Consider the following 26,394-nt stretch of genomic DNA (forward strand, 5'->3'; position numbering starts at 1 on the left):
ACCCCATTCCCCTATCAACCGATCAGCCACACACAGGCACACCCATCGCGCCGGCCGTGAAGACCGATCGCAATGGGTTAGAGCGTTTTTTTAAAGTTCGATGGTGCCGTCGAGATACAGCACGGCCTGCCCGGCCACCATCACACGATCCGCTTCGACCCGGCAGTGCAGGATGCCCGTGCGCGCCGACGCCTGCAGCGCCACCAGTTCGTTGCGTCCCAGCCGCTCGGCCCAGTACGGCGCAAGCCCGGCATGGATGGAGCCGGTAACCGGGTCCTCGTCGCCGCCGTTGGCTGGCCAGAAATAACGGGAGGCGAAATCCTGCTCGCTCCCCGGCGCGGTCACTACCACATCCAGTGGCGCCAGCGTGCGCAGTGCCTGCAGATCGGGCGCCAGCGCGCGCACCTGCTGCTCGTCGCGATAGACGGCGAACCACGCCTGGCGATTGCGCAGCACCGCTTCCGGCTCGCACCCGAGCCCCTGCAACAACGCAGCCGGCGGCTCGGCAACCGGTTCCGGCGCACGATTGGGGAAGCTCATTTCCAGCAGACCGTCGGCCCGCCGCTGCACGGTCAGATCGCCCACGGCAGCGGCGCGAAAGGTCAGCGGCGCCTGGGCCAGCCCCTGCTCCAGCAGCACGAAGGCGCTGGCCAGCGTGGCATGGCCGCAGAAATCGATTTCGGTGAGCGGCGAGAACCAGCGGATATGAAAGGCCCCGTCCGCCTCGCGAACGAAGAAGGCCGTCTCGGAAAGGTTGTTTTCGGCGGCGATGGCTTGCATCAGCTCGTCCGCCAGCCAGGCCTGCAAGGGGATCACCGCCGCGGGATTGCCCCGGAAACGTTCAGCGGTGAAAGCATCGACCTGGAACATCCGCAATTTCATGGTTTGCACCCTGTGCACGGTCAAGCGACCGCCGCCTACTCTAACGGGTCCGACGGGGTGCTAGCCAGTGGTGCGTGAAGGCTGAAGGGCCCGGAATCCGTCCGTTTCATCTACTTGCGACGACGCCGCACATCAGCCCAGGGCAAACGGCAGCAATAGCGCGATCAGAATGCCCAGCAGGCTCATGCCCAGCGCAGCGAAGGCGCCACATTCGTCACCCTCCTCCAGCGCCCTGGCGGTACCGATGGCATGGGCGTTGAGGCCATAGCTCAGGCCTCGCGCGGCGGGATGCTCGACGCCTGCCCAGCGCAGCAGCAGCGGTCCCAGCGCGGTGCCGATGACCCCGGTGAGCATGACGAATATCGCCGCCAGCGAGGCCAGGCCGCCGAGCTGCTCGGCCACCAGCATGGCGATGGGCATGGTCGCGGACTTCGGCGCCAGGCTCATCAGCACCGGCAGCTCTGCGCCCAGCACCCAGGCGATCGCCAGCGTCAGCACGACGCTGAGCACGCCACCGACCGCCAAGGTGATGACGATCGGCCAGAACAGCTGCTGGATACGCTTGAGATGTCGATGCAGCGGCACCGCCAGCGCCACGGTCGCAGGCCCCAGCAGCATGGCGACCAGCGACGCGCCGTCGCGGTAGCGCGCATAGTCGAGATCCACCAGGGTCAGTGTGCCGACCACCAGCAGCATGCCCACCATCACCGGTTGCAAGACCAGCCAGCCGCTGCGGCGATAGAGCATCAGCGCCAGCTGAAAGGCGATCAGCGTCAGTGCCACGGCGAACAAAGGATGGACCACGACCGCCGCCCAGGCGGTGCGCCAATCGAGTACCGTCATGCCTGATCCTCCCGCTGGCGGTCGAGTCGGCGGATCAGCCGCTGCATCAGCCAGCCGCAGAACGGCACGGTGATCAGCAGCGACAACACCAGCCCGGCGGCGATCGCCGGCAGGTCATCCAGCAGTGCGCCGGCGCTGGTCATGATGCCGGCGGCCGGCACGATCAGCAGCAGCGGCAGATACTGCAGCAGCAAGGCCGCGGTCTTCTCCAGCGACTCCGGAATGCTGCGGCGCAGCAGCAACAGACCGAACAGCAACAGCATGCCGATAATCGGCCCCGGCAGCGCCGGCAACAGCACCAGGTTGATCAGATTGCCGAGCAGCTGCAGCAGCACGAGCCAGGTCAGGCCTTGGAGAATCATCGGCGGTGCTCCCTCGGCAGCATTGGATGAGTCATGCGTTCGCTCCTCTTCATTCGGCAAAAGGCCTCGACTATGGCCGGCCTGGCGGCGACAGAACAGCATCAGATGCACACGAAAAAAGCGGATCAGTCGATCCCGACAGCTTCCGCTGATGCAGGTCAACGCCTAGCGATGCCTGCGTTCCGACAGCGCTGCCGCGATTCATCTGATCCGTATTTAGCCGTCACATCTGAGTCTGTTATGCATGGACCTCGACGGGGATCATCCGCCTCGCCTGAACTGCCTATGGGGCGAAAGCCAATGACCGACCGCATACCCGCGCGGATCATCGAAACCGTTGATCCCAGCCAGCCGATCCGCCTGACGCCCGCCCAGAGCGGCGGGCCCATCCATACGCGAAGTTTCAGCGGACGTTTCCGCAACCTGCGCCTGTTGGGCGGCGCCCTGCTGATGCTGCTCTACTTCGGCACCGTCTGGCTGAACTGGAACGGGCGCCAGGCGGTGCTGTGGGACCTGGACCGGCAACAGTTCCACATCTTCGGCGCCACCTTCTGGCCGCAGGATTTCATCCTGCTCTCGGCGATCCTGATCATCGCCGCGTTCGGCCTGTTCTTCATCACCGTGCTGGCCGGGCGCATCTGGTGCGGCTACGCCTGCCCGCAGAGCACCTGGACCTGGATGTTCATGTGGGTGGAAAAGATCACCGAAGGCGACCGCCTGCAGCGCATCAAGCTCGATGCCGCGCCCTGGTCCGCCGCCAAGCTGCTGCGCCGTGCCGCCAAGCACACGCTGTGGCTGGCCATCAGCCTGGCCACGGCGCTGGCCTTCGTCGGCTATTTCACCCCGGTACGCGACCTAGTGGGCGACCTCGCCCGCTTCGAGCTCGGCGCGACCACCAGCTTCTGGTTGCTGTTCTTCACTGCCGCGACCTACATCAACGCCGGCTGGCTGCGCGAGCAGGTGTGCCTGCACATGTGCCCCTACTCACGCTTCCAGAGCGTGATGTTCGACGCCGACACCCTTCTCGTCTCCTACGACACGGCCCGTGGCGAGAACCGCGGCGCCCGGCGCAAGGGCAGTGATCCGCGCGCCCAGGGCCTCGGTGATTGCGTCGATTGCACGCTGTGCGTGCAGGTCTGCCCCACCGGCATCGACATCCGCGACGGCCTGCAGCTGGACTGCATCAGCTGTGGCGCCTGCATCGACGTCTGCGACAGCCTCATGGATCGGATGGGCTACGCCCGCGGCCTGCTGCGCTACACCTCTGAACGCGCACTCAAGGGCGGCGCCACCCGCTTCTTCCGTCCACGGCTGGTCGGCTATGCCATGGCGCTGACCGCCATGATCGCCGCCTTCATCTGGGCACTGGACACGCGGCCACAGCTGCAGCTGGACGTCACCCGCGACCGCACCCTGTACCGCGAGAACATGCAGGGGCAGATCGAGAACATGTATCGCCTTAAGCTGATCAACAAGACGCAGCAGCCGCGCCGCTACGCGCTGGCATTGGAAGGCGGTCCCTTCGAACTGCAGGGCCCGCGCGAGATCGCCCTGGCACCAGGCGAGATCGCCGATCTACCGGTCAGCGTAGCGCTGCTCGCCAACACCGATGGCTCCAGCCATGAGCTGCGTTTCCGGGTCAGCGACCTGGCCGAACCGGACAGTCGGGTGAGCACACCGAGTACCTTTGTCGCCCCCATCGCGGCGCTGCGCCAGTAGACTGGCCATGCCCAACCGCAACGGCCCGGACACGATGAAGCGCTACGAGAAATTCGCCGACGAGATTGCCGAACTGATCCGCAGCGGCGTGCTCGCGCCGGGAGAAAAGGTGCCCTCGGTGCGCCACGCCAGCCGCACCTATGGCGTCAGCCCGTCCACCGTGTTCCAGGCCTACTACCTGCTGGAAGACCGCGGGCTGATCCAGGCGCGGGCGCGTTCGGGCTATTTCGTCCGCGAACATGCCAAGCGCCCGCTGCACGAACCGGACATCAGCCTGCGTCCGGCGGAAACCACCGAGGTGGGCGTCAGCGAGCTGGTCTTCTCCGTGCTCGCCTCGCTGCGCGACCCGGCCACCGTACCCTTCGGTTCGGCCTTTCCCAGCCCCGAGCTGTTTCCCCTGCAACGCCTGGCGCGCTCGATGGCACAGAGCGTGCGCGACATGCCGGCACGCGAAGTGATCGCCGAGATGACCGCGGGCAACCCGGACCTGCGCCGGCAGATCGCCCTGCGCTACATGGTCAGCGGGGTGATGCTGCCGATGGACGAGCTGGTGATCACCACAGGTGCGATGGAAGCGCTGAACCTCTGCCTGCAGGTGGTGACGGAGCCGGGTGACCTGGTGGCGATCGAGTCGCCGGCGTTCTACGCCACGCTGCAGGTGCTGGAACGGCTCAAGCTCAAAGCGGTGGAGATTCCCGTCCACCCGCGCGAAGGCATTGATCTGGAGATTCTCGCCGATCGCCTCGCGCACCTGCCAATCAAGGCCTGCTGGTTCATGAGCAGCCTGCAGAACCCGCTGGGCGCGAGCATGGGCGAGGCGAAGAAGCAGCAGCTCTACGATCTGCTGCAGCGCCATCAGGTGCCGCTGATCGAGGACGACGTCTACGCCGAGCTGTACTTCACCCGCGAGCCGCCCAAGCCGGTGAAGAGCCATGATCGCGAAGGTCTGGTGATGCACTGCGGCTCGTTTTCCAAGAGCCTGGCGCCCGGTTACCGGGTCGGCTGGGTCGCCGGCGGCCGCTACGCCGAGCAGATCACCCGGCTCAAGCTGATGACCACCATTTCCCCTTCCGTGCCGGCGCAAGCCGCCATCGCCGACTACCTGCAGCATGGCGGCTACGACCGTCACCTGCGCAAGCTGCGTCACGCGCTGGAGATGCAGCAGGGCGCGATGCTCGCCTCCGCGGCCCGCCATTTCCCGGCGAGCACGCGGGTTACGCGGCCCAGTGGCGGCTACTTTCTCTGGTTCGAATTTCCCGAACAGGTGGACTCACTGCAGCTGCTGCAACTGGTGCTGGCCCAGGGCATCAGCCTGGCGCCGGGGCCGATCTTCTCGGCGACCCAGCGCTTTCGCAACTGCGCGCGGCTGAATCACGGCCATCCGTGGGACGCCCGCAGCGAGCAGGCGATGGAATTGCTGGGCAGGATGCTGAAATCGTTTTGAGGTCAGTCGCAATCCACCGGCTGCTGCCCGCGGCCGCTCTTCATCAGATACATGCGCTCATCGGCCCGCTTGAGCAGCTGGGCCTCCGCATCACCATCTTCGGGATAGAGCGCAGTGCCGATGCTCAATCCGATATCGAGACTGTGCGCGGCGATCTGCATCGGCTGCTCGAAGGCCACGCGGATCTTCTCGACGACGCGACGGGCATCCTCTGCCTCGGCGATGCTCTCCAGCAGCACCACGAACTCATCGCCACCCAGCCGCGCGACGGTATCGGTGTCGCGCACACAGTGCGTGAGGCGATCGGCCACTGCGCGCAGCAGCTGGTCGCCGCCGCTGTGGCCGTAGGTATCGTTGACCTGCTTGAAGCGATCCAGATCCACATAGAGCAAGGCGACGCGTCCGCCATTGCGCCGCACCCGCGCCAGGGCCGTGTCCAGGCGATCGCGAAAACAGGCGCGGTTCGGCAGGCCGGTGAGTTCGTCGTACTGTGCCATTCGGTGCAGGCGCGCATAGAGCTGCTTGCGCTCGATTGCCGTGACCACCTGCATCGAGACGAACTGCAGCAGCTCCTGATCCTTCTCGGTGTAGGGCGCCGCCGTGCTCTTGAGCAACAGCGCACCGATCACGCCCTCGCTCGAACTGAGCGGCACGCCCAGCCACCAGGCATGGAGATCCCCGTCTGCGAGCGGAAGCGCCAGGGCACGCATCGAATCCGCATTGAAGCGCAACGGCTGCGCGCCATGCAGAACGGAAAAGCACAGGGACGCCGCGGGTTCCGCTGGCAGACCGGTCGAATCGAGCGCCAGCGCCTGGTAGGGATAAGTCAGCTCGCCGCTGGCGGCATTGCGGATGGCGACGATGAAATCGTCCACCGGCAGCAGCTGGGCGATGGTCAGATGGATCTGCTGATACAGCGCCGCGAGATCCTTGGCCCCGTGCGCCGCCTCGGAGATCGAATAGAGCGCGGCCTGCATCGCTTCGGACTGCTTGCGCTGGGTGATGTCGCGCGCCACGCCGATGCGCAGCTTGTTATCGGTCGACCAGCAGGCCGACCACATGATGTGCACGACACCGCCGTCCTTGCGCACGTAGCGGTTCTCGAAGTGCAGCAGCGGCTGATCGGCCATGACCTCCTTGGCGGCCGCCAGGGTCCGGGCGCGGTCTTCGGGATAGACCATCTCGATCATGCGCTTGCCGAGCATCTCCTGCGGCGTATAGCCGAAGATGCGCTCGCAGGCGGCGCTGGCGTAAACGAAGTTGCCCTGCGCATCGACAACGCAGATCGCATCCAGTAACAAATCGACGACACTTGCCAGGGGCTCGCGGCTATCCGTCTTCACAGCGGCAGACCTACTTCGGCCATTGGGCGCAGGCCGGACGATCGACGCTTTCGCAACCGCGTGAACGCCCGTGCCATGCTTTTAGCATCGCCTAAATCGGTGACGACCGCGCTGTTTTTTTCTTCCTGCTCGCACTTTATTGCACCCAACGCGGATAGAAGCCGAGCGCGGCCTGGATGTCGGCATCGCGCAACGCCGCCACACCCTGTGGCGCACTGCCCTGCTCCCCCCGGCGGTCGCCACGGAAGAAGAATCGACGGCCGTCGGCCATGGTCAGGTACAGGCCGACCGCACCGTGCTCGGTCAGCGGCGCCAGTACCAGCTGACCGTCGCCGAACAGATCGAGACTTTGCCCATGTCCGAGATAAGGCCGTGGCTCGAATTGCAGGGGCTGCCAGTCGATCGGATGGCGGAACTGGCTCGGCAGTACCGCCGGAGGTGTCGCCGTCTGCAGGTAGTCGAGGCTGTCCGGGCTGGCCAGCACCGGCACACCTGGGAAGTCGACCAGCCCCGAAGCATGCTCCCAGCGCACGCAGCCCAGCACTATACGGTCGATGTCCAGCCCGTCCCGCTCCAGCTGGTCGCGTGCCGGTTGCACCTCGCCGTAGCGCTTGATCCGCCACGGCAGCTCGGCGTCCAGCTGCGCATCGATCTGCCGCCCCAACCCGGTACCGAACAGCAGACGGGTGCCGCGATGTTCGATCAGGATGGCGATGTGCTGGGTCTGTGGCTGAGGCTGCCAACCGCCGCGGCGCAGCAAGAAGTCGCCACTTTCGCTCTGCGCCGTCTTCAACAGGCTGAAACGCAACCCTTCCGCTACGGCATTGGCCGAAGCCACCGCACCCAGCAGCGCAACCAGCAACATTGCGACGATTCGCCCGGCCCGCTGCTGGATGCGCTCGACGAGCGTCCACACTTTGCGCATGTTCATGACGGCTACAACCTGGGCATGCCGACATAGCCGGGCAGCGCGCGGATGCGCCCGAACCAGGCCTGCAGCGACGGATATACCTGCAGATCGAGCCCGCCGTCGCCACCGAGCGCGACATTCGGGTAGACGGCGACGTCGGCGATAGTCGGCGCCCCCGTCTGCGCCAGCCAGGCATGCTGCGCGAGGTGCCGTTCGAGCGTGCGCAAGGCGCTGGCGGCGCGCGCCTGGGCCAGCGACTCGTCGATAGGCCGGCCGAACAGCTTGCCCAGACGCAGGGTAGCCGGCCCGTGCTGCACCTCGTTGGCAGCGAAGCTCAGCCAGCTGGCGATGCGGCCCTGGGTCTCGGCGTCCTGCGGGTACCACTCAGGGGCATAACGCTGGGCCAGATAGACCAGGATCGCCTGGGAGTCCTCGAGACGGAATTCGCCATCCTCGAGCACCGGAATCTGCCCGCGCGGGTTGATCGCACGGAACGCCGGCTGCTTGTGCTCGCCCGCCAGCAGATTCACCGGCAGACGCTCGACCGGCTTGCCGATCAGGCTGAGGAACAGGCGAACCTTGTGGCAATTGCCGGACAGCGACAGGTCATGGAGCTTCATGGTGTTGTCCTCTTCATTGGTGTGCTTGGTCGTTGGGCACGACTGGATAATAGACAGACCTGTCTGTACACTGCAAGCACCCACGAAGGAACTGCCAGCTGGAGCGAGGGACGAGCGCTCCCGCATAATGGTCGAACCGCAGGAGGTATCCATGGCACCGAACAAGCGCGACCAGCTGCTCAACACCGCAGAGAATCTGTTCTATCGCGAGGGCTATCACGCCACCGGCATCGACCGCATCCTGGCCGAGTCCGGTGTGGCCAAGATGACCCTGTACAAGCACTTCAAGTCCAAGGACGAGCTGATCCTCGCCGTGCTGGACGCCCGTCACGAGCTGATGCTGACGCGCCTGCGCGAGCGCGCCGGCAAGCTGCCGCCGCGCGAGGCGCTACTGGGCGTTTTCGATGGGCTGCACGGGATGATCCATGGCAACGGCGCCTTCTGCGGTTGCCTGTTCATAAACGCTGCGGCCGAATATCAGGACCGTGAGCACCCCATCCATCGGCGCTCGGCGGCCTACAAGGCGGAGCTGCAGAGTCATCTGCGCGAACTGCTGGAACGGTTGGATGCCCCCGAGCCGCTGCGGCTGGCGCGACAGCTGCAGTACCTGCTCGAAGGGGCGCTGAGCATGGCGCACATCGAGGGTCCAGGCGAGCAGGCGCTGGACGCCAAGGCCGCCGCCGAGTGCCTGCTGACCGCCGCAGGCATCTGAGCGCGCCGGTCAGGCGCGCCCGATAAACACCGTCAGCCGGCGCTCGCCTCGTCTTCGCGAACCCGGAACCAGGCCGCGTACAGCGCCGGCAGGAACAGCAGCGTTAGCGCCGTGGCGACGATCAGCCCGCCCATGATCGCCACCGCCATCGGCCCGAAGAAGATGCTGCGCGATAGCGGAATCATCGCCAGCACCGAGGCCAGCGCCGTCAGCACGATGGGCCGGAAGCGCCGCACCGTAGCCTCGACGACGGCGCTGAAGCGCGCCTGCCCGGCACCGATATCCTGTTCGATCTGATCCACCAGGATCACCGAGTTGCGCATGATCATTCCCGACAGCGCGATGGTACCGAGCATCGCCACGAAGCCGAACGGCTGGCCGAACAGCAGCAGGAACAGCGCCACTCCGATGATGCCCAGCGGCGCGGTGAGGAACACCATGGCCGAACGCGAGAAGCTCTTGAGCTGCGCCATCAGCAGGGTCATCACGACGATGACGAACAGCGGCAGGCCGGCATTCACAGAACGCTGGCCACGTTCGGAATCCTCCACCGTGCCGCCGACTTCCAGCAGGTAGCCACTGGGCAGCTGCGCGCGGATATCGGCCAGGGTCGGCTCGATCTGCCGCACCAGTGCGGCAGGTTGCTCATCGCCGTAGACATCGGCGCGCACGGTGACCGTCGGCAGGCGGTTGCGGTGCCAGATCACGCCCTCCTCGAAGCCGTACTCCAGCGTCGCCACCTGCGACAGCGGCACGCTGCGCCCGCTCTCGGTGGGAATCGCCAGGCTCGGCAGCATGGACAGCTCCAGCCGCTCACGCTCGGTCCCGCGCAGGAGGATCTCGATCAGCTCGTTGTCTTCACGGAACTGGCTGACCCTGTTGCCGATGAAGGTCCGCCGCAGAAAGCCGGACAGCTCCGCGGTACTCACCCCCAGCGCACGAGCTCGATCCTGATCGACGTTCAGGCGCACCATCTTGCTTGGCTCCTGCCAGTCCAGATGGACGTTGGCCACATGCGGGTTCTCGCCGACCTTGGCAGCGACCTGCCGCGCCAGCCCACGCACCACATCGATGTGCTCGCCGGTGACACGGAACTGCACCGGATAGCCCACCGGCGGGCCGTTCTCCAGCCGCGTGACGCGACCGCGCAGGCTCGGAAAGTCCTCGCGCATGCGCTCGATCAACCAGCTGCGCAGGGCCTCGCGGGATTCGATGCTGTCGGCCAGCACGACGAACTGGGCGAAGCTGGTCGCCGGTAGCTGCTGATCCAGCGGCAAATAGAAACGCGGCGAGCCGGTGCCGACATAGGCCACATAGTTGTCGATGCCAGCCCGTTCCTTGAGCAGCTGTTCCAGCCGCGCCACCTCCGCTTCGGTCGCCTTCAGCGAGGCGCCTTCGGCCAGCTTGAGGTCCACCATCAGCTCCAAACGGCCTGAGGCCGGGAAGAACTGTTGCGGCACCAGGCGGAACAGCACCACCGCGGCGGCGAAGATCGCCAGGGTGAGCAGGATGACGGTCTTGCGCCGGCGCACGCAGAAGGTCACCACGCGCCGTACGCGCTGGTAGAACGGTGTGGCGTAGGGATCGTGACCCTCGCCCACTCCGCCGTGCTTGTGCGCAGTTTTCTTGGCCATGTCCGGCAGCAGCCTCTCGCCGATCAGCGGCACGAACATTACTGCGGCGATCCAGGAGGCGATCAGCGAGATCGCCACGACCTGGAAGATCGAGCGGGTGTACTCACCGGTGCTGGAGTTGGCCGTGGCGATGGGCAGGAATCCCGCCGCGGTGATCAGCGTGCCGGTCAGCATCGGAAAGGCCGTGCTGGTCCAGGCGAAGCTGGCGGCGCGCAGCCGGTCATAGCCCTGTTCCATCTTGATGGCCATCATCTCGACCGCGATGATCGCGTCGTCCACCATCAACCCCAGCGCCAGCACCAGCGCGCCGAGGGAAATCTTGTGCAGGCCGATGTTCAGGTAGTTCATGGCGGCGAAGGTCATCGCCAGCACCAGCGGAATCGACAGCGCCACCACCAGGCCGGTGCGCACCCCGAGGGAGAAGAAGCTCACCAGTAGCACGATCACCAGCGCCTCGATCAGCACCTTGACGAACTCACCGACGCTGGTCTTCACCGCCGCAGGCTGATCCGAGACCTTGCGCAGCTGCATGCCAGCCGGCAGTTCCTGCTGCAGGCGAGCGAACTCCTGCTCCAGCGCCTCGCCCAGCACCAGGATGTCGCCGCCGCTCTTCATCGACACGGCGAGGCCAAGGGCAGGCTCGCCCATGAAGCGCATCCGCGGCGCAGGCGGGTCGTTGAAACCGCGGTGCACTTCAGCCACATCACCGATGCGGAACGTGCGCCCAGCGACGCGGATTGGAAAATCGCGAATCTCCTTGACCGTCTCGAAGCTACCGGTCACGCGCAATTGCACCCGGTCACTGATCGTCTCGACGAAACCGGCGGCGGTCACCGCGTTTTGTGCCTCAAGCGCCTGGCGCACGGCCTCCAGCGGAACACCGAGGGTGGCCAGCTTGACGTTGGACAGTTCGATCCAGATCTTCTCGTCCTGCAGGCCGATCAGCTCGACCTTGCCGACGTTCTTCACCCGCTGTAGTTGCAGCTGAATGCGGTCGGCGTAGTCCTTGAGGATCGCGTAGTCGAAACCTTCACCGGTCAGCGCGTAGATGTTGCCGAAGGTGGTGCCGAACTCGTCGTTGAAGAACGGCCCCTGTACGCCCGGTGGCAGCGTATGGCGAATGTCGCCGATCTTCTTGCGGATCTGGTACCAGAGGTCGGGGATGTCCTTCGAGCGCATCGAGTCTCGTGCCATGAAGGTGACGTTGGACTCGCCCGGCCGTGAGAAGGAGACGATGCGCTCGTACTCGCCGGTCTCCATCAGCTTCTTCTCGATGCGTTCGGTGACCTGGCGTGAAACCTCTTCGGCGGTGGCGCCAGGCCACTGGGTCTGGATGACCATGGCCTTGAAGGTGAACGGCGGGTCCTCGCTCTGCCCGAGCTTGCTGTAGGACAGCGCACCGACGAGGGCCAGCAGCAGCATCAAGTAGACGACGATCTGCCGGTTCTGCAGCGCCCAGGCGGAAAGATTGAAGCGCATCACGTTACTCCTGGGCGGCCAGCTCGACGGGGCGGTTGTGGCGATCCACCGGCCGCACCGGCTGGTTGTCGCTGAGCATCTGCACCCCGGCCAGCACGATCCAGTCATCGGCAGCGAGGCCGTCGAGCACCGGCACCAGCCGCTCTCCGAACGGGCCGGTGCGTACCTCGACACGCTCCACGGTGGAGTCGGGCTTTAGTCGCCAGACGTGAGCTTTGCCCTGTTCGGCGCTGAGCGCGGAGAGCGGTACGGCCAGCGCGACATCATCGTCGCGGCGGATGCTCACCAGCGCGCTCTGACCCAGCTCGGCCGGCACATCCTGCTCGGTGAAGGCGACGCGCGCGGAATAGGTCCGAGACTGCGCGTCGGCGGCAGGCGAAAGCTCGCGAATCTGGCCGCGGTATTGCCGGCCCGGCTGCGACCAGAGCTCGACCTCCACTTCCTGGCCGATCCGGTAGCGCTCCAGCGACTGTTCCGGCAGATCGATGGCGACCTCGCGCTCACCATCGGCCGCCAGCACGAAAGCGGTCTGCCCGGCCGCCACCACCTGCCCGACTTCGATGCGACGCTGGGCGATCAGGCCATCGCGGGTGGCACGCAGCACCGCGTAATCGACCTGGTTGCTGGCCACGTCGAACTCGGCCCGCGCCTGTTGCAGACGGGCCGCCGCGGCGCGGTAGGCGTTGTCCGCATTGTCGAATTGCGACTGGCTGACCAGCTGGCGGCCGAGCAGCGCCTGATAGCGATCGTATTCCGCCTTGGCCACCCGCAGGTTGGCTTCCGCGGCGGCGACCTGGGCGCGCATGCCGTCCAGCTGCAGGCGCACGTCCTGCGGGTCGAGGCGCGCCAGCGGTTGGTCCTTGCGCACCCGGTCGCCGGCCTCCACCAGCCGCTCGACGACCTTGCCGCCGATACGGAACGCCAGCTCCGGCTCGTAGCGCGCGTGCACTTCGCCGGGATAGCTTTCGCGCGCCTCGCTGGCCGGCTGCGGATGCACGACCATGACCGGTCGCGGTAGCTGCTCTGGCGGCTCACCATTGCCACAGGCGGTCAGAGTGAGCGCTAAACCAAGCACGGAGGCGAAGGACAGGACATGTCGGAACACGATGAAGGTCTCTCTGTCGCGAAGCGGATTGGAATACTTATACTGCGCGGTATAGTAAAAATAGCGTACCAGCCAGTCCACTATTAAAGCGCCCATGATCGAAAGTCATTCTCCATCCCCCGGTCCCGGCCGCCCGAAGGACCCCGCCAAGCGCGAGGCGATTCTCGCCGCGGCGCAGGTACTGTTCCTCGGCAATGGCTACGAGGGCAGCAGCATGGAAGCCATCGCCAGCGAAGCCGGGGTTTCCAAGCTCACGCTGTACAGCCACTTCAAGGACAAGGAGGCGCTCTTCAGCGCCGCCGTGAAGACCACCTGTGAAACGCGCCTGCCCAGGCGGCTGTTTCAGTTGGAGGCCGATTGCGACATCGAAAAGGTGCTGCTGGCGATCGGCGGCGCCTTCAATGAGCTGGTCAACAGCCCCGAGTCCATCGGTCTGCATCGAGTGATGGTGGCGATGGCGACGCAGAATCCGGGGCTGGTGAAGATGTTCTTCGATGCCGGTCCGCAACAGCTGCTGCTGGATCTGCAACAGCTGTTCGGCCAGGCCGACGCGCTCGGCCTGCTACGCATCGACGATCCGCTGCGTGCAGCCGAGCATTACTGTTCACTGATCAAGGGCGCACAACACTTTCGCCTGCTGGTTGGCTATGCCGAAGCAACGAGCCAGGCGGAAAGCGATCAGCACGTGAGGGATGCGGTGGGCGTCTTTCTGCGCGCCTACCGCGGCTAAGCCCGGCGCAGCGTCGTCTGCCCGGAGTCAGGCCTGCAGCTTCTTCTTCGGGTAGATGTCGTAGCGGCTGGACTTGCCTTCCAGACTGTAGCCGGGCTTGGCGCCATCAATGGCCGGCGCCTTGCGCGGGCGCTTGACCACCACCCGGTGACTGGCCAGCTCCAGCGCGGCGGCAAGCAACGCCGGCGCGTCCAGGTCGTCGCCGACGAAGGGCCGGAACAGGCGCATCTCTTTCTTCACCAGTGCACTTTTGTCACGGTGCGGGAACATCGGGTCGAGGTAGACGACCTGCGGCGGCTCGCCCTGCCAGTGCTGCATCAATTCGATGGCGTTACCCTTGAGCAGCCTCATCCGCGCAGCGATGATGGCCACGTCCGCATCCGCAGCCGCGCGGCTCAGACCATCCTCCAGCAGCGCAGCGATCAACGGCTGGCGTTCAATCAGACTGACCTCGCAACCCAGCGTTGCCAGCACGAAGGCATCGCGCCCCAACCCGGCGGTAGCATCCAGCACCCGCGGTCGGATACCGGGCTGAATGCCCACTGCCTTGGCGATCATCTGTCCGCTGCCACCACCGAACTGCCGCCGGTGCGCCGCCGCACCCTCCACGAAATCCACCCGCACCGGCCCCGGCGCCTGTGCCTCGAGCAGCTGCAGCTGCAGACCGGCCTCGCCCACCTGCAGCGCGAACTCGGCCTCGGCCAGCTCCTGCGGCAAACCGAGGCGCTGCGCCCATTGGCCAGCGACTGCGGCGAATGACGGCGCGAGCGGCTCGACCCGAACCAGAGGATTGCTTGCGGACATGGGGCACCCGAGGACGATTCAAAGCGGCGCATTGTGCCAGAGCAGGCCTGCGGACGTCCGGGCTAGCACACCTAACGGCACATGCCGAAACCGCCCATATCCACATGGAAGTGATCGTGATGGGCCGCGTTGTATTCCGGCCCCAGCGTCACGTTGAACGCCTTGCAGGCCGCATCCCGTACCTGGCGCAGGAAGCGCGCCTTGTCGCCCTCGCCCTGCCAATCCCTGGCCACCGTGATACGCGTGCCGTCCTGCAGATGAAAGCCGGCCAGATCCAGCGCATTGGCACTGGCATGCTGGCTACGGCGATTGCTGCGGGCGATGTTGCGGCAGGCGAAGCTGCCGAAATGATCGATGCGCACCACCGGCTGGCCGAACACAGCCTGCGCGGCCGGTTGCAGGCCGTGCATCTCGAACATCGCATAGGCGGCCGCCAGTGGACAGGTCGCCAGAAACGGCCCGTTGAAACGTACGTCCGAACCCTGCACCCGCACACTGTTCTGCACCGGGCAGCCCGGCTCCGGCGTGCTGTTCGGCACGGCGGCGTAACGCAGCGATGCCGTGGCCAGCGCCTGTTCGCAGAGCGAGCGATCCTGCTGCAGGCGCCTTAGCTTGAGTGAGGTCAGCAGGTTCGGCGGCTCGCGAATATCCAGCGGCGCCCACGGATTCCAGCGCGGCGGGATATCGATCAGCTGCTGCACCGCCAGCACGAAGCCGGCCAGCAGCGTCAACAAAAGGAGGAAGAATCGGCCGAAGGTCATACCTTATGGGCAACGACTCAGCGGTGAAGTTGAGCGCAGTGTTTTACAAAACTGGTCGGACCGACGCTCAGTCCAGCAGCGAAAGCTGCGGTGCCGGGCGAAGCGTGGGAAGCGCTGGCATACCAGGCAGACGCTCGCTCAACAGCTGATGAAAGCGCATCGCCAGCTGCGGCGCGCGGTGATTGTCCGGCGTGTGCAGGTAGACGTGTGGAGCCTTGCCCGCCTCGATCCAGTCCGCCACCTTGTCCAGCCAGGGTGCGAGAAAGGCATCGTTGGCCTCCAGCTGCGGGTGGCCGACGAAGCGCAGCTGCGGCGAATCGCTGAATGCCACCGGCCGCACCGGCAAACGTGGCTTCTTGCTCTGCGCATGCAGCACAGCCGGATCACGGGATTGGCAGCTGAACAGCGCCCGACTGTCGAGACAGATGCGCTCCACGCCGCGATCGCGCAGCAGACGATTGAGTGCTCGCTCACCGTCACCCCTGTCGAAGAAGGCCGGATGGCGCACCTCGATGGCCAGCGGCGCCGCGAAGCCTTCGATGAAGGCGACCAGCTCCGCCAGCCGGGCCGGACCGACGCTGGCCGGCAGCTGCAGCCAGAACGGCGTTACCCGCCGCCCCAGCGGCTGCAACAGGCGCCGGAAGGACTGCGCCGCATCCAGCGCTGCATGCAGATTCTCGGCCTGGCTGATCTCCCGGGGAAACTTGGCGCAGAAGCGAAAATCGTCCGGCATCTGGCTGGCCCAGCGCTGAACCTTGTCGTCCGACGGCCACGCATAGAGCGTGGTATTGCCCTCGACCGTATTGAATACCGCGCAATAGCCGGCCAGGAATTCGGACGCTGGCGTACACGGCGGGTAGAGCGAGCCGAGCCAGGCGCTCTCGTTCCAGGAGGGGCAACCGAGAAAGTAGGGAAGCTGTAGCAGAGCGAAGCGCCTCAGGCGTAGAGATCGAGCCCGAGCACCTCGGTGTCATCGAGGTCGATACGCATGCTGGCGGTGCTGGTATAGCTGGCCAAGGCCTGCGCGACACGGCTGGAAAGCGGCCGCTCGGGTTGCGGCTCGTCATAGCGGAAGGCGGCGTAGCGCTCGACCAGCGCGCTGGAATTGACCCGCTGCTGCGGGCGATCGGCCTGCGGCTGATAGCCCTGCCCGGTGCGCGAATCGACACCGCGCTGAGCCTGTGCGGCCCGCTGCGTTTCCCCATAGCTATCCGCCGCCCTGCCGGTACGGGCAGAACGATCCGTTGCATAGGGGACAGGGAGGAAGCTATCGACGCGCATCATTGGACTCGATCAGAGGCCCGGCGACTCTAACGGGCGGCCATGGCTTTGGCAACGGCTCGCGTCATTTGATCCCTTTCGGCGTCGCGACGTTGTCGCGCAGGTACACCGGCTGGGCCTGATCGGCCTCCAGCGCCTCGCCACGCTGCCAGGCAAACGCAGCCAGGCGCAGCAGGTCTTCGGCGTGGGGCAACAGGGCGGCGTCGCAGCCCTGCACCGCCACCGGTATGCGCTCGGCATAGCCCCAGCCAGTGCCGGCGCCGAACCAGTCGCCGTCCGCAGCGCGCGGCAGAACGGCCTGCTCGGGCGGAAGCACGGCCTCGCTGCCGACCAGCCGCATCTCCCCGCGCTGCTCGCGGTAACAGCCCCAGTAGACCTCGTCCATGCGTGCGTCGATGGCCGCGGCGACCTGCGTCGTGCCCTGTTCGCGCCAGGCCCGCTGCGCGATGGTTGCCAGCGTGGACACCGGCAGCACCGGGCGCTGCAGAGCGAACGCCAGCCCCTGCACCACGCCGATGGCGATGCGCACGCCCGTGAAGGCGCCCGGTCCGCGCCCGAAGGCGATGGCATCGACGGCGGATAGTCCGACACCCGCCTCGCCGAGAAGCGTCTGCACCATCGGCAACAGCCGCTGGGCATGCAGGCGCGGAATCACCTCGTAGTGACTCAGCACTTTGCCGTCATGCAACAGCGCGACTGAGCAGGCTTCGGTGGCGGTATCCAGGGCCAGCAGCGTGGTCATCAGGGCATTCCGATCGGTAAAAAAGGCGCAGATTCTAACGCATTCAAGCGCCGGGTTGCGGCGCGCAGCCAGAAACGAAAATGCCCGTATCCAAGGATACGGGCATTGATCGAAGCGTGTCGCTCGGCGCGATTAGCTAAGAGCGGCGAACACCTTGGCGGTGATCTCGTCCACGGAACCGACGCCTTCGATGCAGCTGTATTTCGGGGTGCCTTCGGCCGCGGCCAGGCTCTGGTAGAAGTCCACCAGCGGCTTGGTCTGCGCGTGGTAGACGGACAGGCGGTGACGCACGGTCTCTTCCTTGTCGTCTTCGCGCTGGATCAGCTCTTCTCCAGTCTCGTCGTCCTTGCCGGCAACCTTCGGCGGATTGTGCTCGGTGTGATAGACGCGACCGGAGGCCGGATGCACACGACGACCGGCGATACGGCCAACGATCTCTTCATCGTCCACGGCGATTTCGATCACGTTGTCGATGCGCACACCGGCTTCCTTCAGCGCTTCGGCCTGCGGAATGGTGCGTGGGAAACCGTCGAAGAGAAAACCATTGGCGCAATCGGGCTGAGCGATGCGCTCCTTGACTAGGTTGATGATCAGGTCATCGGACACCAGACCGCCAGCATCCATCACGCTCTTGGCCTTGAGGCCGAGTTCGGTGCCGGCCTTGACAGCCGCACGCAGCATGTCGCCCGTGGAGATCTGCGGAATACCGAATTTTTTGGTAATGAAGCCTGCCTGGGTACCTTTGCCGGCACCGGGCGCTCCCAGCAGAATCACACGCATGGATGAGTCCTCGATTTTCTTGGAAGGGGGTGATCGCCAGCGGGCCGGTGCGGCTCGTCGCTGTCGAATCAAAAATTCTGGTTTGCCGCCATGCGACAAAAGGTTGAACACGATACACAGCGCACCGGGACGGCACAAGCCGTCCCCAAAGCGTCTATCACCCTGCATAAATCGCGGAATTGGTAGCCGGGCGACCGGGCTGTCAGGGTAGCTGTATGCCCGCCGATCCGCTCGCCGGACACCTTAGCCGGTGTTGCGCAGCCCAGCGGCGATACCCGCCACGCTGACCAGCAAGGCTTGCTCCAAAGGGCTCTCGGCCGGGCTCTGGCAATTTCGCGAACGTGCCAGCAACTCGATCTGCATCAGGTGCAGCGGATCCAGGTAAGTGTTGCGCAGACTAAACGCCTCCTGGGTCTTGGGGCTGTGATCGAGCAGATCTGACTGGCCGGTCAGGCTCAGCACCGCACCGATGACCTGCGACAATCGGTCACGCAGATCGCCGCCCAGCGAAAGCAGCTCAGGTTGCACCAGCCGCTCGTCGTAGCGCCGAGCGATGTCGGCGTCGGCCTTGGCCAGCACCATCTCCAGCATGTCGATGCGTGTGCTGAAGAATGGCCAGCGCGCGCGCATCTCGGCCAGCCTTTCCGCCTCGCCGCGCTCCAGAGCACGATGCAGGGCGTGCTCCCAGCCCAGCCAGGCCGGCAGCATCAGTCGGGTCTGGGTCCAGGCGAAAATCCAGGGGATCGCCCGCAGGCTCTCCACGCCGCCTTCGCGGCGCTTGGCTGGGCGGCTGCCCAACGGCAGGCGGCCCAGCTCAAGCTCAGGCGTGGCCTGGCGGAAATACTCGACGAACAGTGGATGCTCACGCACTACGCCGCGGTAGGCGCTGACCCCATCCGCGGCCAGGCGATCCATGGTTTCCCGCCAACCGGCTTCAGGCAACGGTGGCGGCAGAAGCGTCGCTTCCAGCACGGCGGCGAGGTACAGATTCAGATTCTGCTCGGCGATATCCGGAAGCCCGAACTTGAAGCGAATCATCTCGCCCTGTTCGGTCGTACGGAACCGCCCGTCGACCGATCCCGGCGGTTGCGAAAGGATCGCCGCATGCGCCGGGCCGCCACCACGCCCGACGGTGCCACCACGGCCGTGGAACAGCAGCAGCTCCACGCCGTGCTCGCGACAGACCTCCACCAGTTGCTCCTGAGCGCGGTACTGAGCCCAGGCCGCCGCCGTGGTGCCGGCATCCTTAGCCGAATCGGAGTAGCCGATCATCACTTCCTGCGGTCCGTGCAGCCGCTGACGGTAGCCGGGCAGAGACAGCAGACGGTCGATGATCGGCGCGGCGTTGTTCAGGTCATCAAGGGTTTCGAACAGCGGCACCACGCGCATCGGGCGCTGCAGGCCGGCTTCCTTGAGCAGCAGCTGCACGGCGAGCACGTCGGAGGCCGCGTGCGCCATGGAAATCACATAGGAGCCCAGAGAAGTGGCAGGCGCCTCGGCGATCACCGCGCAGGTAGCCAGCACTTCGGCGGTATCGGCTGACGGGTGATAGTGGGCCGGCAACAATGGGCGGCGGTTGCCCAACTCCTGCTGAAGCCATTCCAGCCGACGCTGCTCGTCCCACTGCTGGTAGTCGCCCAGGCCCAGATAGTCGGTGATCTCGGCCAGCGCAGCGGCATGGCGAGCGGCATCCTGGCGGATATCCAGGCGCACCAGGAACAGGCCGAACACGGCAAGCCGACGCAGGCAATCGAGCAAGGCGCCGTCGGCGATCATGCCCATGCCGCAGGCATGCAGCGAGCGGTAGCACAGTTCCAGCGGTCGCCGCAGCTGCGCGCAATCCTGCAGCACGTCTGCCGGCGCTGGCTGGCCGTGCTCGATGGCGGCCCGCGCCCAGTCACGGGTCGCCCGCAAGCGCTGACGCAGTGGCTTGAGCAATACGCGGTAGGGTTCGGGCGACTCCCCCGTCTGGCGTAGCAGCTCGTCACTGGCCGCGCTCATCGACAGCGCCGTGATCAGCCCCTCGATCTCCCGCAGGTACAGGTCGGCGGCGACCCAGCGTGCCGTCAGCAGAACTTCGCGGGAGACCATTGCGGTGACATTGGGATTGCCGTCGCGGTCGCCGCCCATCCAGGAAGCGAAGCGAATCGGTGCTGCCTCCAGCGGCAGGTGCAGGCCGGTCAGTCGGCGCAGCGTGGCATCGGTCTGGCGCAGGACATTGGGTACGGCCTTCCACAACGAGTTCTCGATCGCCGCAAAGCCCCACCTGGCCTCTTCCACCGGCGTCGGCCGGTTGCGACGGATTTCCTCGGTGTGCCACACCTCGGCGACCAGACGCTGCAGCTGCAGCTCGATCCGGGCCAGCTCGGCGGCCGAGAGATCGGTGTGGTCGCGTGCCGCCAGCTGCTCGGCGATGGCGTCGTACTTCTGGATCAGGGTGCGCCGCGATACCTCGGTCGGGTGGGCTGTCAACACCAGCTCGATATCCAGCCGGCTGACCTGGCGGGCGAGAAACTCGTCGCCGTGGCCGGCCGCCTTCAGGCGTTCGAGCAGATCGGGGAAGACGCTCGCCTCGAACGGCGCAGGCTCACTGGCTGTACGGCGACGGACCTGGTGATACTGCTCGGCGATGTTGGCCAGGTTGAGAAACTGGTTGAACGCCCGGGTCATCGGCAGCAGCTCGTGCTCGTCCAGGCTGTCCAGCGTCTCTGCCAGCTGCTGCGCACCCTCGGCGGATCCTCGCCGGGCGGCCTTGGCCCCCTTGCGAATGCGCTCGATCTTGTCGAAGAACTGATCGCCGTGCTGGGCACGGATGGTATTGCCGAGCAGCTCGCCGAGCAGATGCACGTTGTCGCGCAGGCGCGCATCGATGATTTTCGCCATGACCTTTGCTCCTCCCGCCAATACGGCCAATGAGTTTCGCGAGCCTCGCCAGTCTTGACCGACCGATTCGCCGCTATGCATCAGACGCTTCGCTGGGCAAACGATCCTGAACGGCTACGCTGAAATTATCTCCAACCAGAGTGCCCACCGCGCAGCGCCATGACAAGGCATCAATGGCTAGCGCGCGTGAGCATGCAAGCCCAGTCATCACCGCTATCACCGCTCGTGCGCGCGGGCATTAAGGAGTAACCATGAGAATTTCCGAGCTTGTCAGTCATTGGGAGCGCGACGCCAAGGGCCGCATGAGCCATACCACCTACAGCATCCCCCTGGATGTCGAGAGCGCGGCACGGCTGGCCGCCCTGGCCGAGATGTATCCCAAGCGCAGCACAGAGGCGCTGCTCGGCGAACTGGTCGGCGCCGCCCTCGAAGCGGTCGAGACCAGCCTGCCCTATGTACGCGGCACGCATGTGATCGCCACCGACGAACAGGGCGACCCGGTCTATGAAGACGTGGGCCCCACTCCGCGCTTTCTCGAGCTGTCGCGCAAGCACCTCAAGCGCATGCTCGACGAGCCAGACGCAAACAGCTGAGTCATCGGTCGCTGCTAGCGGCCGCGAGCGCGCAGCGCCGGCGGCCGCACTCCCCTCTGCTGCGCGAAATCCCGCGCGGCTCTGCCCTCGTTACACACTTCACCCCCTTGCCGTTTCGCTGACGACCGCTCTAGCCCGCCAATTCGACGGAACGTTTGGCGCCGTGTGACCTCACAAAAATATGTCCCGACATCGGTAGTGCACTAATCAGCCCACTGCCCGGCCAGGGACGGTAGCTATCCGTTAAGCAATTCGAACTGGAGACTGACCATGAACAAAGCTGTCGCAACCCACGCTTCGAGATTCCAGCTACCCAAGCTTGCAGCCATTGCATTGGGCGGCCTGCTGCTGACGGCCTGTGCGGGCAACCCACCGACCGAGCAGTTCGCGGTGACCGAATCGGCAGTGCGCAGCGCGGTCAGCGCGGGCGGCACCGAGTACGCCGCCGTGGAGATGCGTGCCGCGCAGGAAAAATGGAAAGAGGCCGAGCTGGCCATGCAGAAGGAAAACTACGAACAAGCCCGCAAGCTGGCCGAACAGGCCGAATGGGATGCCCGCGTTGCCGAGCGCAAGGCCGAAGCGGCCAAGGCGCAGAAGGCCGTTGAGGACGCACAGCAGGGAATCCGTGAGCTGCGCGAGGAAAGCATGCGCAGCGTTCGCTGAACCCGCATCAGGTTCGACATTCCGTTTATTGCACAAAGGATGAATTCGTCATGCACAAGCTCGTAACCCTACCGACTCTTCTGGCTCTGAGCATTGGCCTGGTGGCCTGCGCCAACCAGCCCAATCAGAACCTCGAAGAAGCCCGCAGCAGCTACTCCGCGCTGCAGGCCGACTCGCGTGCCAACAAGCTGGCCGCGCTGGAAACCCAGGATGCCGGCACCATGCTGGACAAGGCCAACAAGGCCTATCTGAACGATGCGGACGAGGAGACGGTGGACCAGCTGGCCTACCTGACCAAGCGCCGCATCGAGCTGGCCGAACAGACCATTGCCCTGCGCAGCGCCGAAGAGGAACTGGGCAAGACTTCGGCACAGCGCGCCGAGGCGCGCCTGGAAGCGCGCGAGGCGCAGATCCGCAAGCTGCAGGAAGACATGCAGGCCAAGCAGACCGAACGCGGCACGCTGGTGACCTTCGGTGACGTGCTGTTCGACCTGGACAAGGCCGAACTGAAACCCGCCGGTATGCGCGGCATCCAGAAGCTTGCTGAGTTCCTGAACGAGAATCCGGAGCGCAAGGTGGTGGTCGAGGGTTATACCGACAGCACCGGCTCCGACTCTTACAACCAGCAGCTGTCCGAGCGCCGCGCCCAATCCGTGCGCCGCGCATTGACCCACGCGGGCGTCGACCCACAGCGCATCCAGGCGGTGGGCTATGGCGAGCAGTACCCGGTTGCGAGCAACGACTCGCCGTCCAGCCGCGCCATGAATCGCCGCGTCGAGGTGACCATCTCCAACGACAACAAGCGCGTCGCTCCGCGCTCGTCGATGGAGTGACCGTGGAGCATGGGCATCGCGCACTGATGCCCAGCCCTTTTGCAGCCCGTCGCCCTGACGGGCTGTTTTATTTGCTCTCCTGCGGCGCGTCCTGATCCATGCAGCGCACTGCCCGCTTCCTGTTGTCCACCAGCACGCCGGTCAGGCCCTTCTGCTCGGTATCGAACAGCACCAGCACACCATCGATGCACTGAGCCACCTGCGAGGCCGGCTTCAGCGATACCCGATAATCCTCGCCCGGTATGGTCTTGAGCATGGTGAAGTCCGCCAGCAACAAGGCATCCTCGGGCTTGGCGACATGCACGTAGCCGTAGTAGCTGAGCACCCCGACCGTCCCGATGACGGTGCCGACGGCGGTGAGGATATAGGGGATCAGATTACGTTCGGACATGGATGATCTCGGCAGGACAAAGTCAAAAGCGGATTGTGACAAATCTGGCGCGCTGCGAGTCGCCTCATTTTCCACCGGCACGGGTTTCGCCGCGGGCCTGGTAGGTCGCCTCGTAGACCCGTTCGGCCAGCCGCGAAAACGGCAGGCTCTGGATCCAGACGCTGCCGGTGCCCTTCAGGGTCGTCAGCAGCAGCCCTTCGCCACCGAACAACATGCTCTTGAGTCCACCGGCGAGCTGGATGTCGTAATCGATACCGGGCGTGAAGGCCACCAGGCACCCAGTGTCCAGGCGCAGGGTTTCGTTGTTCAGTTCCTTGCGGATTACCGTTCCGCCTGCGTGCACGAAGGCCAGTCCATCGCCATCCAGACGCTGCAGGACGAAACCTTCGCCGCCAAAGAAGCCGGCACCGATGCGCTTGCTGAAGCTCACACCGATCCGCGTGCCGAAAGCGGCACAAAGGAAGGAATCCTTCTGGCAGATCAGCGTGCCGCCTACCGCCGCGAGGTCCACCGGCACCACCGTACCGGGATAAGGCGCCGCGAAGGCCACACGCGACTTGCCCCTGCCTTCATTGGTGAAATGGGTGAGGAACAGCGACTCGCCGGTGATCATCCGCTTGCCCATGCCCCACAGCTTGCCGAGCACACCGCTCGCCGAGCCATCGCCCATGCGTGCTTCGAAGCGCACGCCATCGGTCATGTAGTTCATCGCGCCGGCCTCGGCGATCACCGTCTCGCCGGGGTCGAGGATGATCTCCACGCTCTGCGCGGATTGTCCGAGGATTTCGTATTCGAGTTCGTGACTGGTCACGGCGAGCTCCTGGTCCTGTGATTGCAGCGCGGCGAGAGCGGCCTCGGCCGGCCCTCGCCTACTTGCGCCCGAGAATGCGCAGGATACGCAGGAACAGGTTGATGATGTCCATATAGAGCGCGGCAGCGCTATCGATGGCGTTGTCCAGGGTCTTGGGGATCTGGTTCGCCCGCCCCCAGTCGACACCGACATAACCGCAGAAGATCAGCACCACGATCCAGTCGATCACGCCATGGTGGATGCCGAGGATGAACAGCTCGACCAGTTCGACGACGATCACCAGCAGCAGCGCCACCGTCAGTGCGCTGGCGATGCTGGCGAAGAAGCGCGGAAACAGCGTGCCGAGCGCCATCATGCCCAGGGTGACCAGCGCGGTGATACGGATCGCCTCGTGCACCAGCGCGCTGTCGTAGCGGCTGACCACCAGGTTGACGATCAGCCCGAACGGCACCACCACCAGGTTGTAACCGAGGAAACTGACCCAGGGCTTGTTCGAACTGTGAAACAGCCATGCGCCGGTCAGGCAACTGGCGAAGTAGCCACCGAAGAACAGCCAGGGATGGATGCTGCGAATGGACTCGACCGGAATGTTGCCGACCATCCACCAGTTGACCCAGAAGCCCCAGCAGAGGGTCAGGCCGATGACGAGGTTGTAGGCGCCAGCCGAGAGGGTACGGTCCAGTGGGCTGGACTGACGGGCAAAGACGGAGTTTTCCATGTCGTTACGCTTCCTTGCGTGATGACTGATTCGGAGTCTGTTCCGAGGCTGCTCAGAGGATGTTGGCGTAATCCGCTTCGATACGATCGAGGCTCAGGTGATTGAGGAAGTTGGAGAAGCACATCCAGGCCGACAGCGCGTTGAGGTCCTGGAACTGCTGCGGCAGGTACTTGGGCGGGGCGACCATGCCCTCGTCCACCAGCTGGCGCAGCGTGCGCATGTCCTCCAGCGTGGTCTTGCCGCAGAACAGCAGCGGGATCTGCTCCAGCCGGCCCTTGCGCACGGCGAGCTGGATGTAGTTGTAGATCATGATGAAGCCCTTCAGGTAGGACAGGTCCTTGGTGAAAGGCAGGCCATCGGGCGTCGAGCCACGGAACACACGGCTGGCGTTGCTGTAGCTCTCGTCGTCGCCATAGCCCTGCTCGCGGAAGAAGGCGAACACGTCGAGAAAATCCGCGCCCTCCTCGGCCATGTGGATGGCGCGGGTGCGGTTGGTCAGCTTGCGCAGGCGCGTCGGGTAGGAGGCGAAGGCGATCACCTCCATCAGGATTGCCAGGCCTTCCTGAGTGACCGTGGAAGACGGCGGCCCCTTGGCCAGGAAGGTGCAGATCGGCTGGTTCTGCCCGTTGAGCGTGGTGCCAACGTGCACCAGCCCTTCGTGGACCTCCAGCGCGCGCACGTCACGCTCGTTGAACAGCGCGTCGCTGCGGATCTTGATGTAGTCGGCGCCGGCCGCCGCGTCAGCGAGGATGCCGTCGGACTCGAAGACGCGGATCACGCCCTCGCCTTCGCCGAACACCACATCCAGGCGCTTCTGCAGCAGCTCGACGGCCTGCGGCGCGGTGAGATTCTTCGGCTCGTCACGCAGGTCGCCGCGGTCGGCGATGTTGTTCAGGTAGTCGGAGAGCATCAGGCCGAGGTCGGCCAGGGTCGGGTCGCCGGCGTGGAAGGCATCGGACGCCGCGCCGTAGAGCTCCTGGGAGATCATGCCGAAGTCCGGCGTGCCACGCGCCTCGAGCATACGGATGACCATGCGGTATTCCTTGCACATGCGCCGCATGATCTGCCCGACCGGGTTGAACTGGCCGAGCTGACGGGTGATGTCGCGCTCGATGTCCTGGAATTCCTGCTTCTTCGCGCTGGAGTCGAAGGCCAGCGGGCGGCCTTCGTAGTAGGTGCGATCGATCTTCGGCAGCTCGCGGCCCTTGGCGGCGAAAAAGCCCTGGCGGGTATTCTCGTCCCACTTCACTGCGTCCAGCACGCGCACCGGCGTCTGCGCCTCGACGATGCGGTCGGACAGCCCGCGCACGATGGTCTGATACTCGTCCAGGTTGTTACGGCTGTTCATCGG

The 26,394-nt window shown here is 65.3% G+C and carries 26 protein-coding genes; 7 read left to right on the top strand and 19 right to left on the bottom strand.

Annotated features, from left to right (window positions below; all coding sequences use genetic code 11):
* Nucleotides 1–90 precede the first annotated feature (90 nt).
* The 3 genes from OUY36_RS14595 to OUY36_RS14605 form a co-directional block, all read right to left on the bottom strand.
* Nucleotides 91–870: a PhzF family phenazine biosynthesis protein gene (locus OUY36_RS14595; protein WP_133456844.1), complete on the bottom strand. Its 780-nt coding sequence runs from the start codon at nucleotides 868–870 to the stop codon at nucleotides 91–93.
* A gap of 144 nt (nucleotides 871–1,014) precedes the next feature.
* Nucleotides 1,015–1,725: an LrgB family protein gene (locus OUY36_RS14600; protein ID WP_267934842.1), complete on the bottom strand. Its 711-nt coding sequence runs from the start codon at nucleotides 1,723–1,725 to the stop codon at nucleotides 1,015–1,017.
* Nucleotides 1,722–2,087, bottom strand: a complete 366-nt coding sequence (locus OUY36_RS14605; RefSeq protein WP_003300577.1) for a CidA/LrgA family protein — start codon at nucleotides 2,085–2,087, stop codon at nucleotides 1,722–1,724. The genes OUY36_RS14600 and OUY36_RS14605 overlap by 4 nt, the downstream gene beginning before the upstream one ends.
* Before the next feature lie 300 nt (nucleotides 2,088–2,387).
* Here OUY36_RS14605 and ccoG point away from each other — a divergent pair, with 300 nt between their 5' ends.
* Complete coding sequence (gene ccoG / locus OUY36_RS14610; protein WP_267934843.1) at nucleotides 2,388–3,806, top strand: cytochrome c oxidase accessory protein CcoG; 1,419 nt, start codon at nucleotides 2,388–2,390, stop codon at nucleotides 3,804–3,806.
* Between the two features lie 34 nt (nucleotides 3,807–3,840).
* On the top strand, nucleotides 3,841–5,250 hold the full coding sequence (gene mapR / locus OUY36_RS14615) for a GntR family transcriptional regulator MpaR (protein WP_267938185.1): 1,410 nt from the start codon (nucleotides 3,841–3,843) through the stop codon (nucleotides 5,248–5,250).
* Between the two features lie 2 nt (nucleotides 5,251–5,252).
* Here the strand turns inward: mapR and OUY36_RS14620 are convergent, their stop codons facing one another.
* From OUY36_RS14620 to OUY36_RS14630, 3 genes are all read right to left on the bottom strand, one after another.
* Nucleotides 5,253–6,593 carry a sensor domain-containing protein gene (locus OUY36_RS14620; RefSeq protein WP_267934844.1) on the bottom strand — a complete coding sequence of 447 codons (1,341 nt, stop codon included), beginning with the start codon at nucleotides 6,591–6,593 and terminating at the stop codon, nucleotides 5,253–5,255.
* Nucleotides 6,594–6,729: 136 nt separating this feature from the next.
* A complete protein-coding gene (locus OUY36_RS14625) occupies nucleotides 6,730–7,524 on the bottom strand; it encodes a Zn-dependent hydrolase (RefSeq protein WP_267934846.1) in 795 nt (264 codons plus the stop codon).
* A 5-nt stretch (nucleotides 7,525–7,529) separates the two neighbouring features.
* Nucleotides 7,530–8,123 carry a glutathione S-transferase family protein gene (locus tag OUY36_RS14630; RefSeq protein WP_267934847.1) on the bottom strand — a complete coding sequence of 198 codons (594 nt, stop codon included), beginning with the start codon at nucleotides 8,121–8,123 and terminating at the stop codon, nucleotides 7,530–7,532.
* A gap of 151 nt (nucleotides 8,124–8,274) precedes the next feature.
* Here OUY36_RS14630 and OUY36_RS14635 point away from each other — a divergent pair, with 151 nt between their 5' ends.
* Entirely contained in the window at nucleotides 8,275–8,835 is a 561-nt protein-coding gene (locus OUY36_RS14635; RefSeq protein ID WP_063540018.1) for a TetR/AcrR family transcriptional regulator, read from the top strand.
* Nucleotides 8,836–8,867: 32 nt separating this feature from the next.
* On the opposite strand, the gene OUY36_RS14640 is transcribed toward OUY36_RS14635, so the two are convergent.
* Entirely contained in the window at nucleotides 8,868–11,948 is a 3,081-nt protein-coding gene (locus tag OUY36_RS14640) for an efflux RND transporter permease subunit (protein ID WP_267930749.1), read from the bottom strand.
* Nucleotides 11,949–11,952: 4 nt separating this feature from the next.
* Complete coding sequence (locus OUY36_RS14645; RefSeq protein ID WP_267934849.1) at nucleotides 11,953–13,053, bottom strand: efflux RND transporter periplasmic adaptor subunit; 1,101 nt, start codon at nucleotides 13,051–13,053, stop codon at nucleotides 11,953–11,955.
* 94 nt (nucleotides 13,054–13,147) lie between these two features.
* Between OUY36_RS14645 and OUY36_RS14650 the strand changes: the two genes are divergently transcribed.
* Entirely contained in the window at nucleotides 13,148–13,783 is a 636-nt protein-coding gene (locus OUY36_RS14650; RefSeq protein WP_253751051.1) for a TetR/AcrR family transcriptional regulator, read from the top strand.
* Between the two features lie 27 nt (nucleotides 13,784–13,810).
* On the opposite strand, the gene OUY36_RS14655 is transcribed toward OUY36_RS14650, so the two are convergent.
* From OUY36_RS14655 to ppc, 7 genes are all read right to left on the bottom strand, one after another.
* Nucleotides 13,811–14,587 carry a class I SAM-dependent methyltransferase gene (locus OUY36_RS14655; RefSeq protein WP_063539970.1) on the bottom strand — a complete coding sequence of 259 codons (777 nt, stop codon included), beginning with the start codon at nucleotides 14,585–14,587 and terminating at the stop codon, nucleotides 13,811–13,813.
* Nucleotides 14,588–14,658: 71 nt separating this feature from the next.
* Nucleotides 14,659–15,348, bottom strand: a complete 690-nt coding sequence (locus OUY36_RS14660) for an extensin-like domain-containing protein (RefSeq protein ID WP_267934850.1) — start codon at nucleotides 15,346–15,348, stop codon at nucleotides 14,659–14,661.
* 67 nt (nucleotides 15,349–15,415) lie between these two features.
* Nucleotides 15,416–16,273, bottom strand: coding sequence for a DUF72 domain-containing protein (locus tag OUY36_RS14665; protein WP_267938186.1), 858 nt, complete (start codon nucleotides 16,271–16,273; stop codon nucleotides 15,416–15,418).
* A gap of 11 nt (nucleotides 16,274–16,284) precedes the next feature.
* A complete protein-coding gene (locus OUY36_RS14670) occupies nucleotides 16,285–16,629 on the bottom strand; it encodes a hypothetical protein (protein WP_063539973.1) in 345 nt (114 codons plus the stop codon).
* A 64-nt stretch (nucleotides 16,630–16,693) separates the two neighbouring features.
* Nucleotides 16,694–17,371, bottom strand: coding sequence for a tRNA (adenosine(37)-N6)-threonylcarbamoyltransferase complex dimerization subunit type 1 TsaB (gene tsaB / locus OUY36_RS14675; protein WP_152481516.1), 678 nt, complete (start codon nucleotides 17,369–17,371; stop codon nucleotides 16,694–16,696).
* Nucleotides 17,372–17,503: 132 nt separating this feature from the next.
* Nucleotides 17,504–18,151 carry an adenylate kinase gene (adk, locus tag OUY36_RS14680; protein ID WP_063539975.1) on the bottom strand — a complete coding sequence of 216 codons (648 nt, stop codon included), beginning with the start codon at nucleotides 18,149–18,151 and terminating at the stop codon, nucleotides 17,504–17,506.
* A gap of 243 nt (nucleotides 18,152–18,394) precedes the next feature.
* On the bottom strand, nucleotides 18,395–21,034 hold the full coding sequence (gene ppc / locus OUY36_RS14685; protein ID WP_267934851.1) for a phosphoenolpyruvate carboxylase: 2,640 nt from the start codon (nucleotides 21,032–21,034) through the stop codon (nucleotides 18,395–18,397).
* 251 nt (nucleotides 21,035–21,285) lie between these two features.
* On the opposite strand from ppc, the gene OUY36_RS14690 reads away from it, so the two are divergent.
* From OUY36_RS14690 to OUY36_RS14700, 3 genes are all read left to right on the top strand, one after another.
* The gene (locus tag OUY36_RS14690; protein ID WP_267934852.1) at nucleotides 21,286–21,627 is read left to right on the top strand and encodes a pilin assembly protein; all 342 of its coding nucleotides are present in this window, start codon (nucleotides 21,286–21,288) and stop codon (nucleotides 21,625–21,627) included.
* Nucleotides 21,628–21,897: 270 nt separating this feature from the next.
* A complete protein-coding gene (locus OUY36_RS14695; protein WP_063539978.1) occupies nucleotides 21,898–22,290 on the top strand; it encodes a DUF4398 domain-containing protein in 393 nt (130 codons plus the stop codon).
* Nucleotides 22,291–22,340: 50 nt separating this feature from the next.
* The gene (locus OUY36_RS14700; RefSeq protein WP_063539979.1) at nucleotides 22,341–23,123 is read left to right on the top strand and encodes an OmpA family protein; all 783 of its coding nucleotides are present in this window, start codon (nucleotides 22,341–22,343) and stop codon (nucleotides 23,121–23,123) included.
* Nucleotides 23,124–23,190: 67 nt separating this feature from the next.
* On the opposite strand, the gene OUY36_RS14705 is transcribed toward OUY36_RS14700, so the two are convergent.
* From OUY36_RS14705 to OUY36_RS14720, 4 genes are all read right to left on the bottom strand, one after another.
* Nucleotides 23,191–23,514: a hypothetical protein gene (locus OUY36_RS14705; RefSeq protein ID WP_063539980.1), complete on the bottom strand. Its 324-nt coding sequence runs from the start codon at nucleotides 23,512–23,514 to the stop codon at nucleotides 23,191–23,193.
* 64 nt (nucleotides 23,515–23,578) lie between these two features.
* Nucleotides 23,579–24,325, bottom strand: coding sequence for a TIGR00266 family protein (locus tag OUY36_RS14710; RefSeq protein ID WP_063539981.1), 747 nt, complete (start codon nucleotides 24,323–24,325; stop codon nucleotides 23,579–23,581).
* 58 nt (nucleotides 24,326–24,383) lie between these two features.
* Nucleotides 24,384–25,043, bottom strand: a complete 660-nt coding sequence (locus OUY36_RS14715) for a Bax inhibitor-1 family protein (RefSeq protein ID WP_003300754.1) — start codon at nucleotides 25,041–25,043, stop codon at nucleotides 24,384–24,386.
* Nucleotides 25,044–25,095: 52 nt separating this feature from the next.
* Nucleotides 25,096–26,391, bottom strand: coding sequence for a flavohemoglobin expression-modulating QEGLA motif protein (locus OUY36_RS14720; RefSeq protein ID WP_267934853.1), 1,296 nt, complete (start codon nucleotides 26,389–26,391; stop codon nucleotides 25,096–25,098).
* Between the last annotated feature and the right edge of the window lie 3 nt (nucleotides 26,392–26,394).

Origin of the sequence: Stutzerimonas sp. R40042 (assembly GCF_026642215.1) — a bacterium.
GTDB lineage: Bacteria > Pseudomonadota > Gammaproteobacteria > Pseudomonadales > Pseudomonadaceae > Stutzerimonas > Stutzerimonas frequens.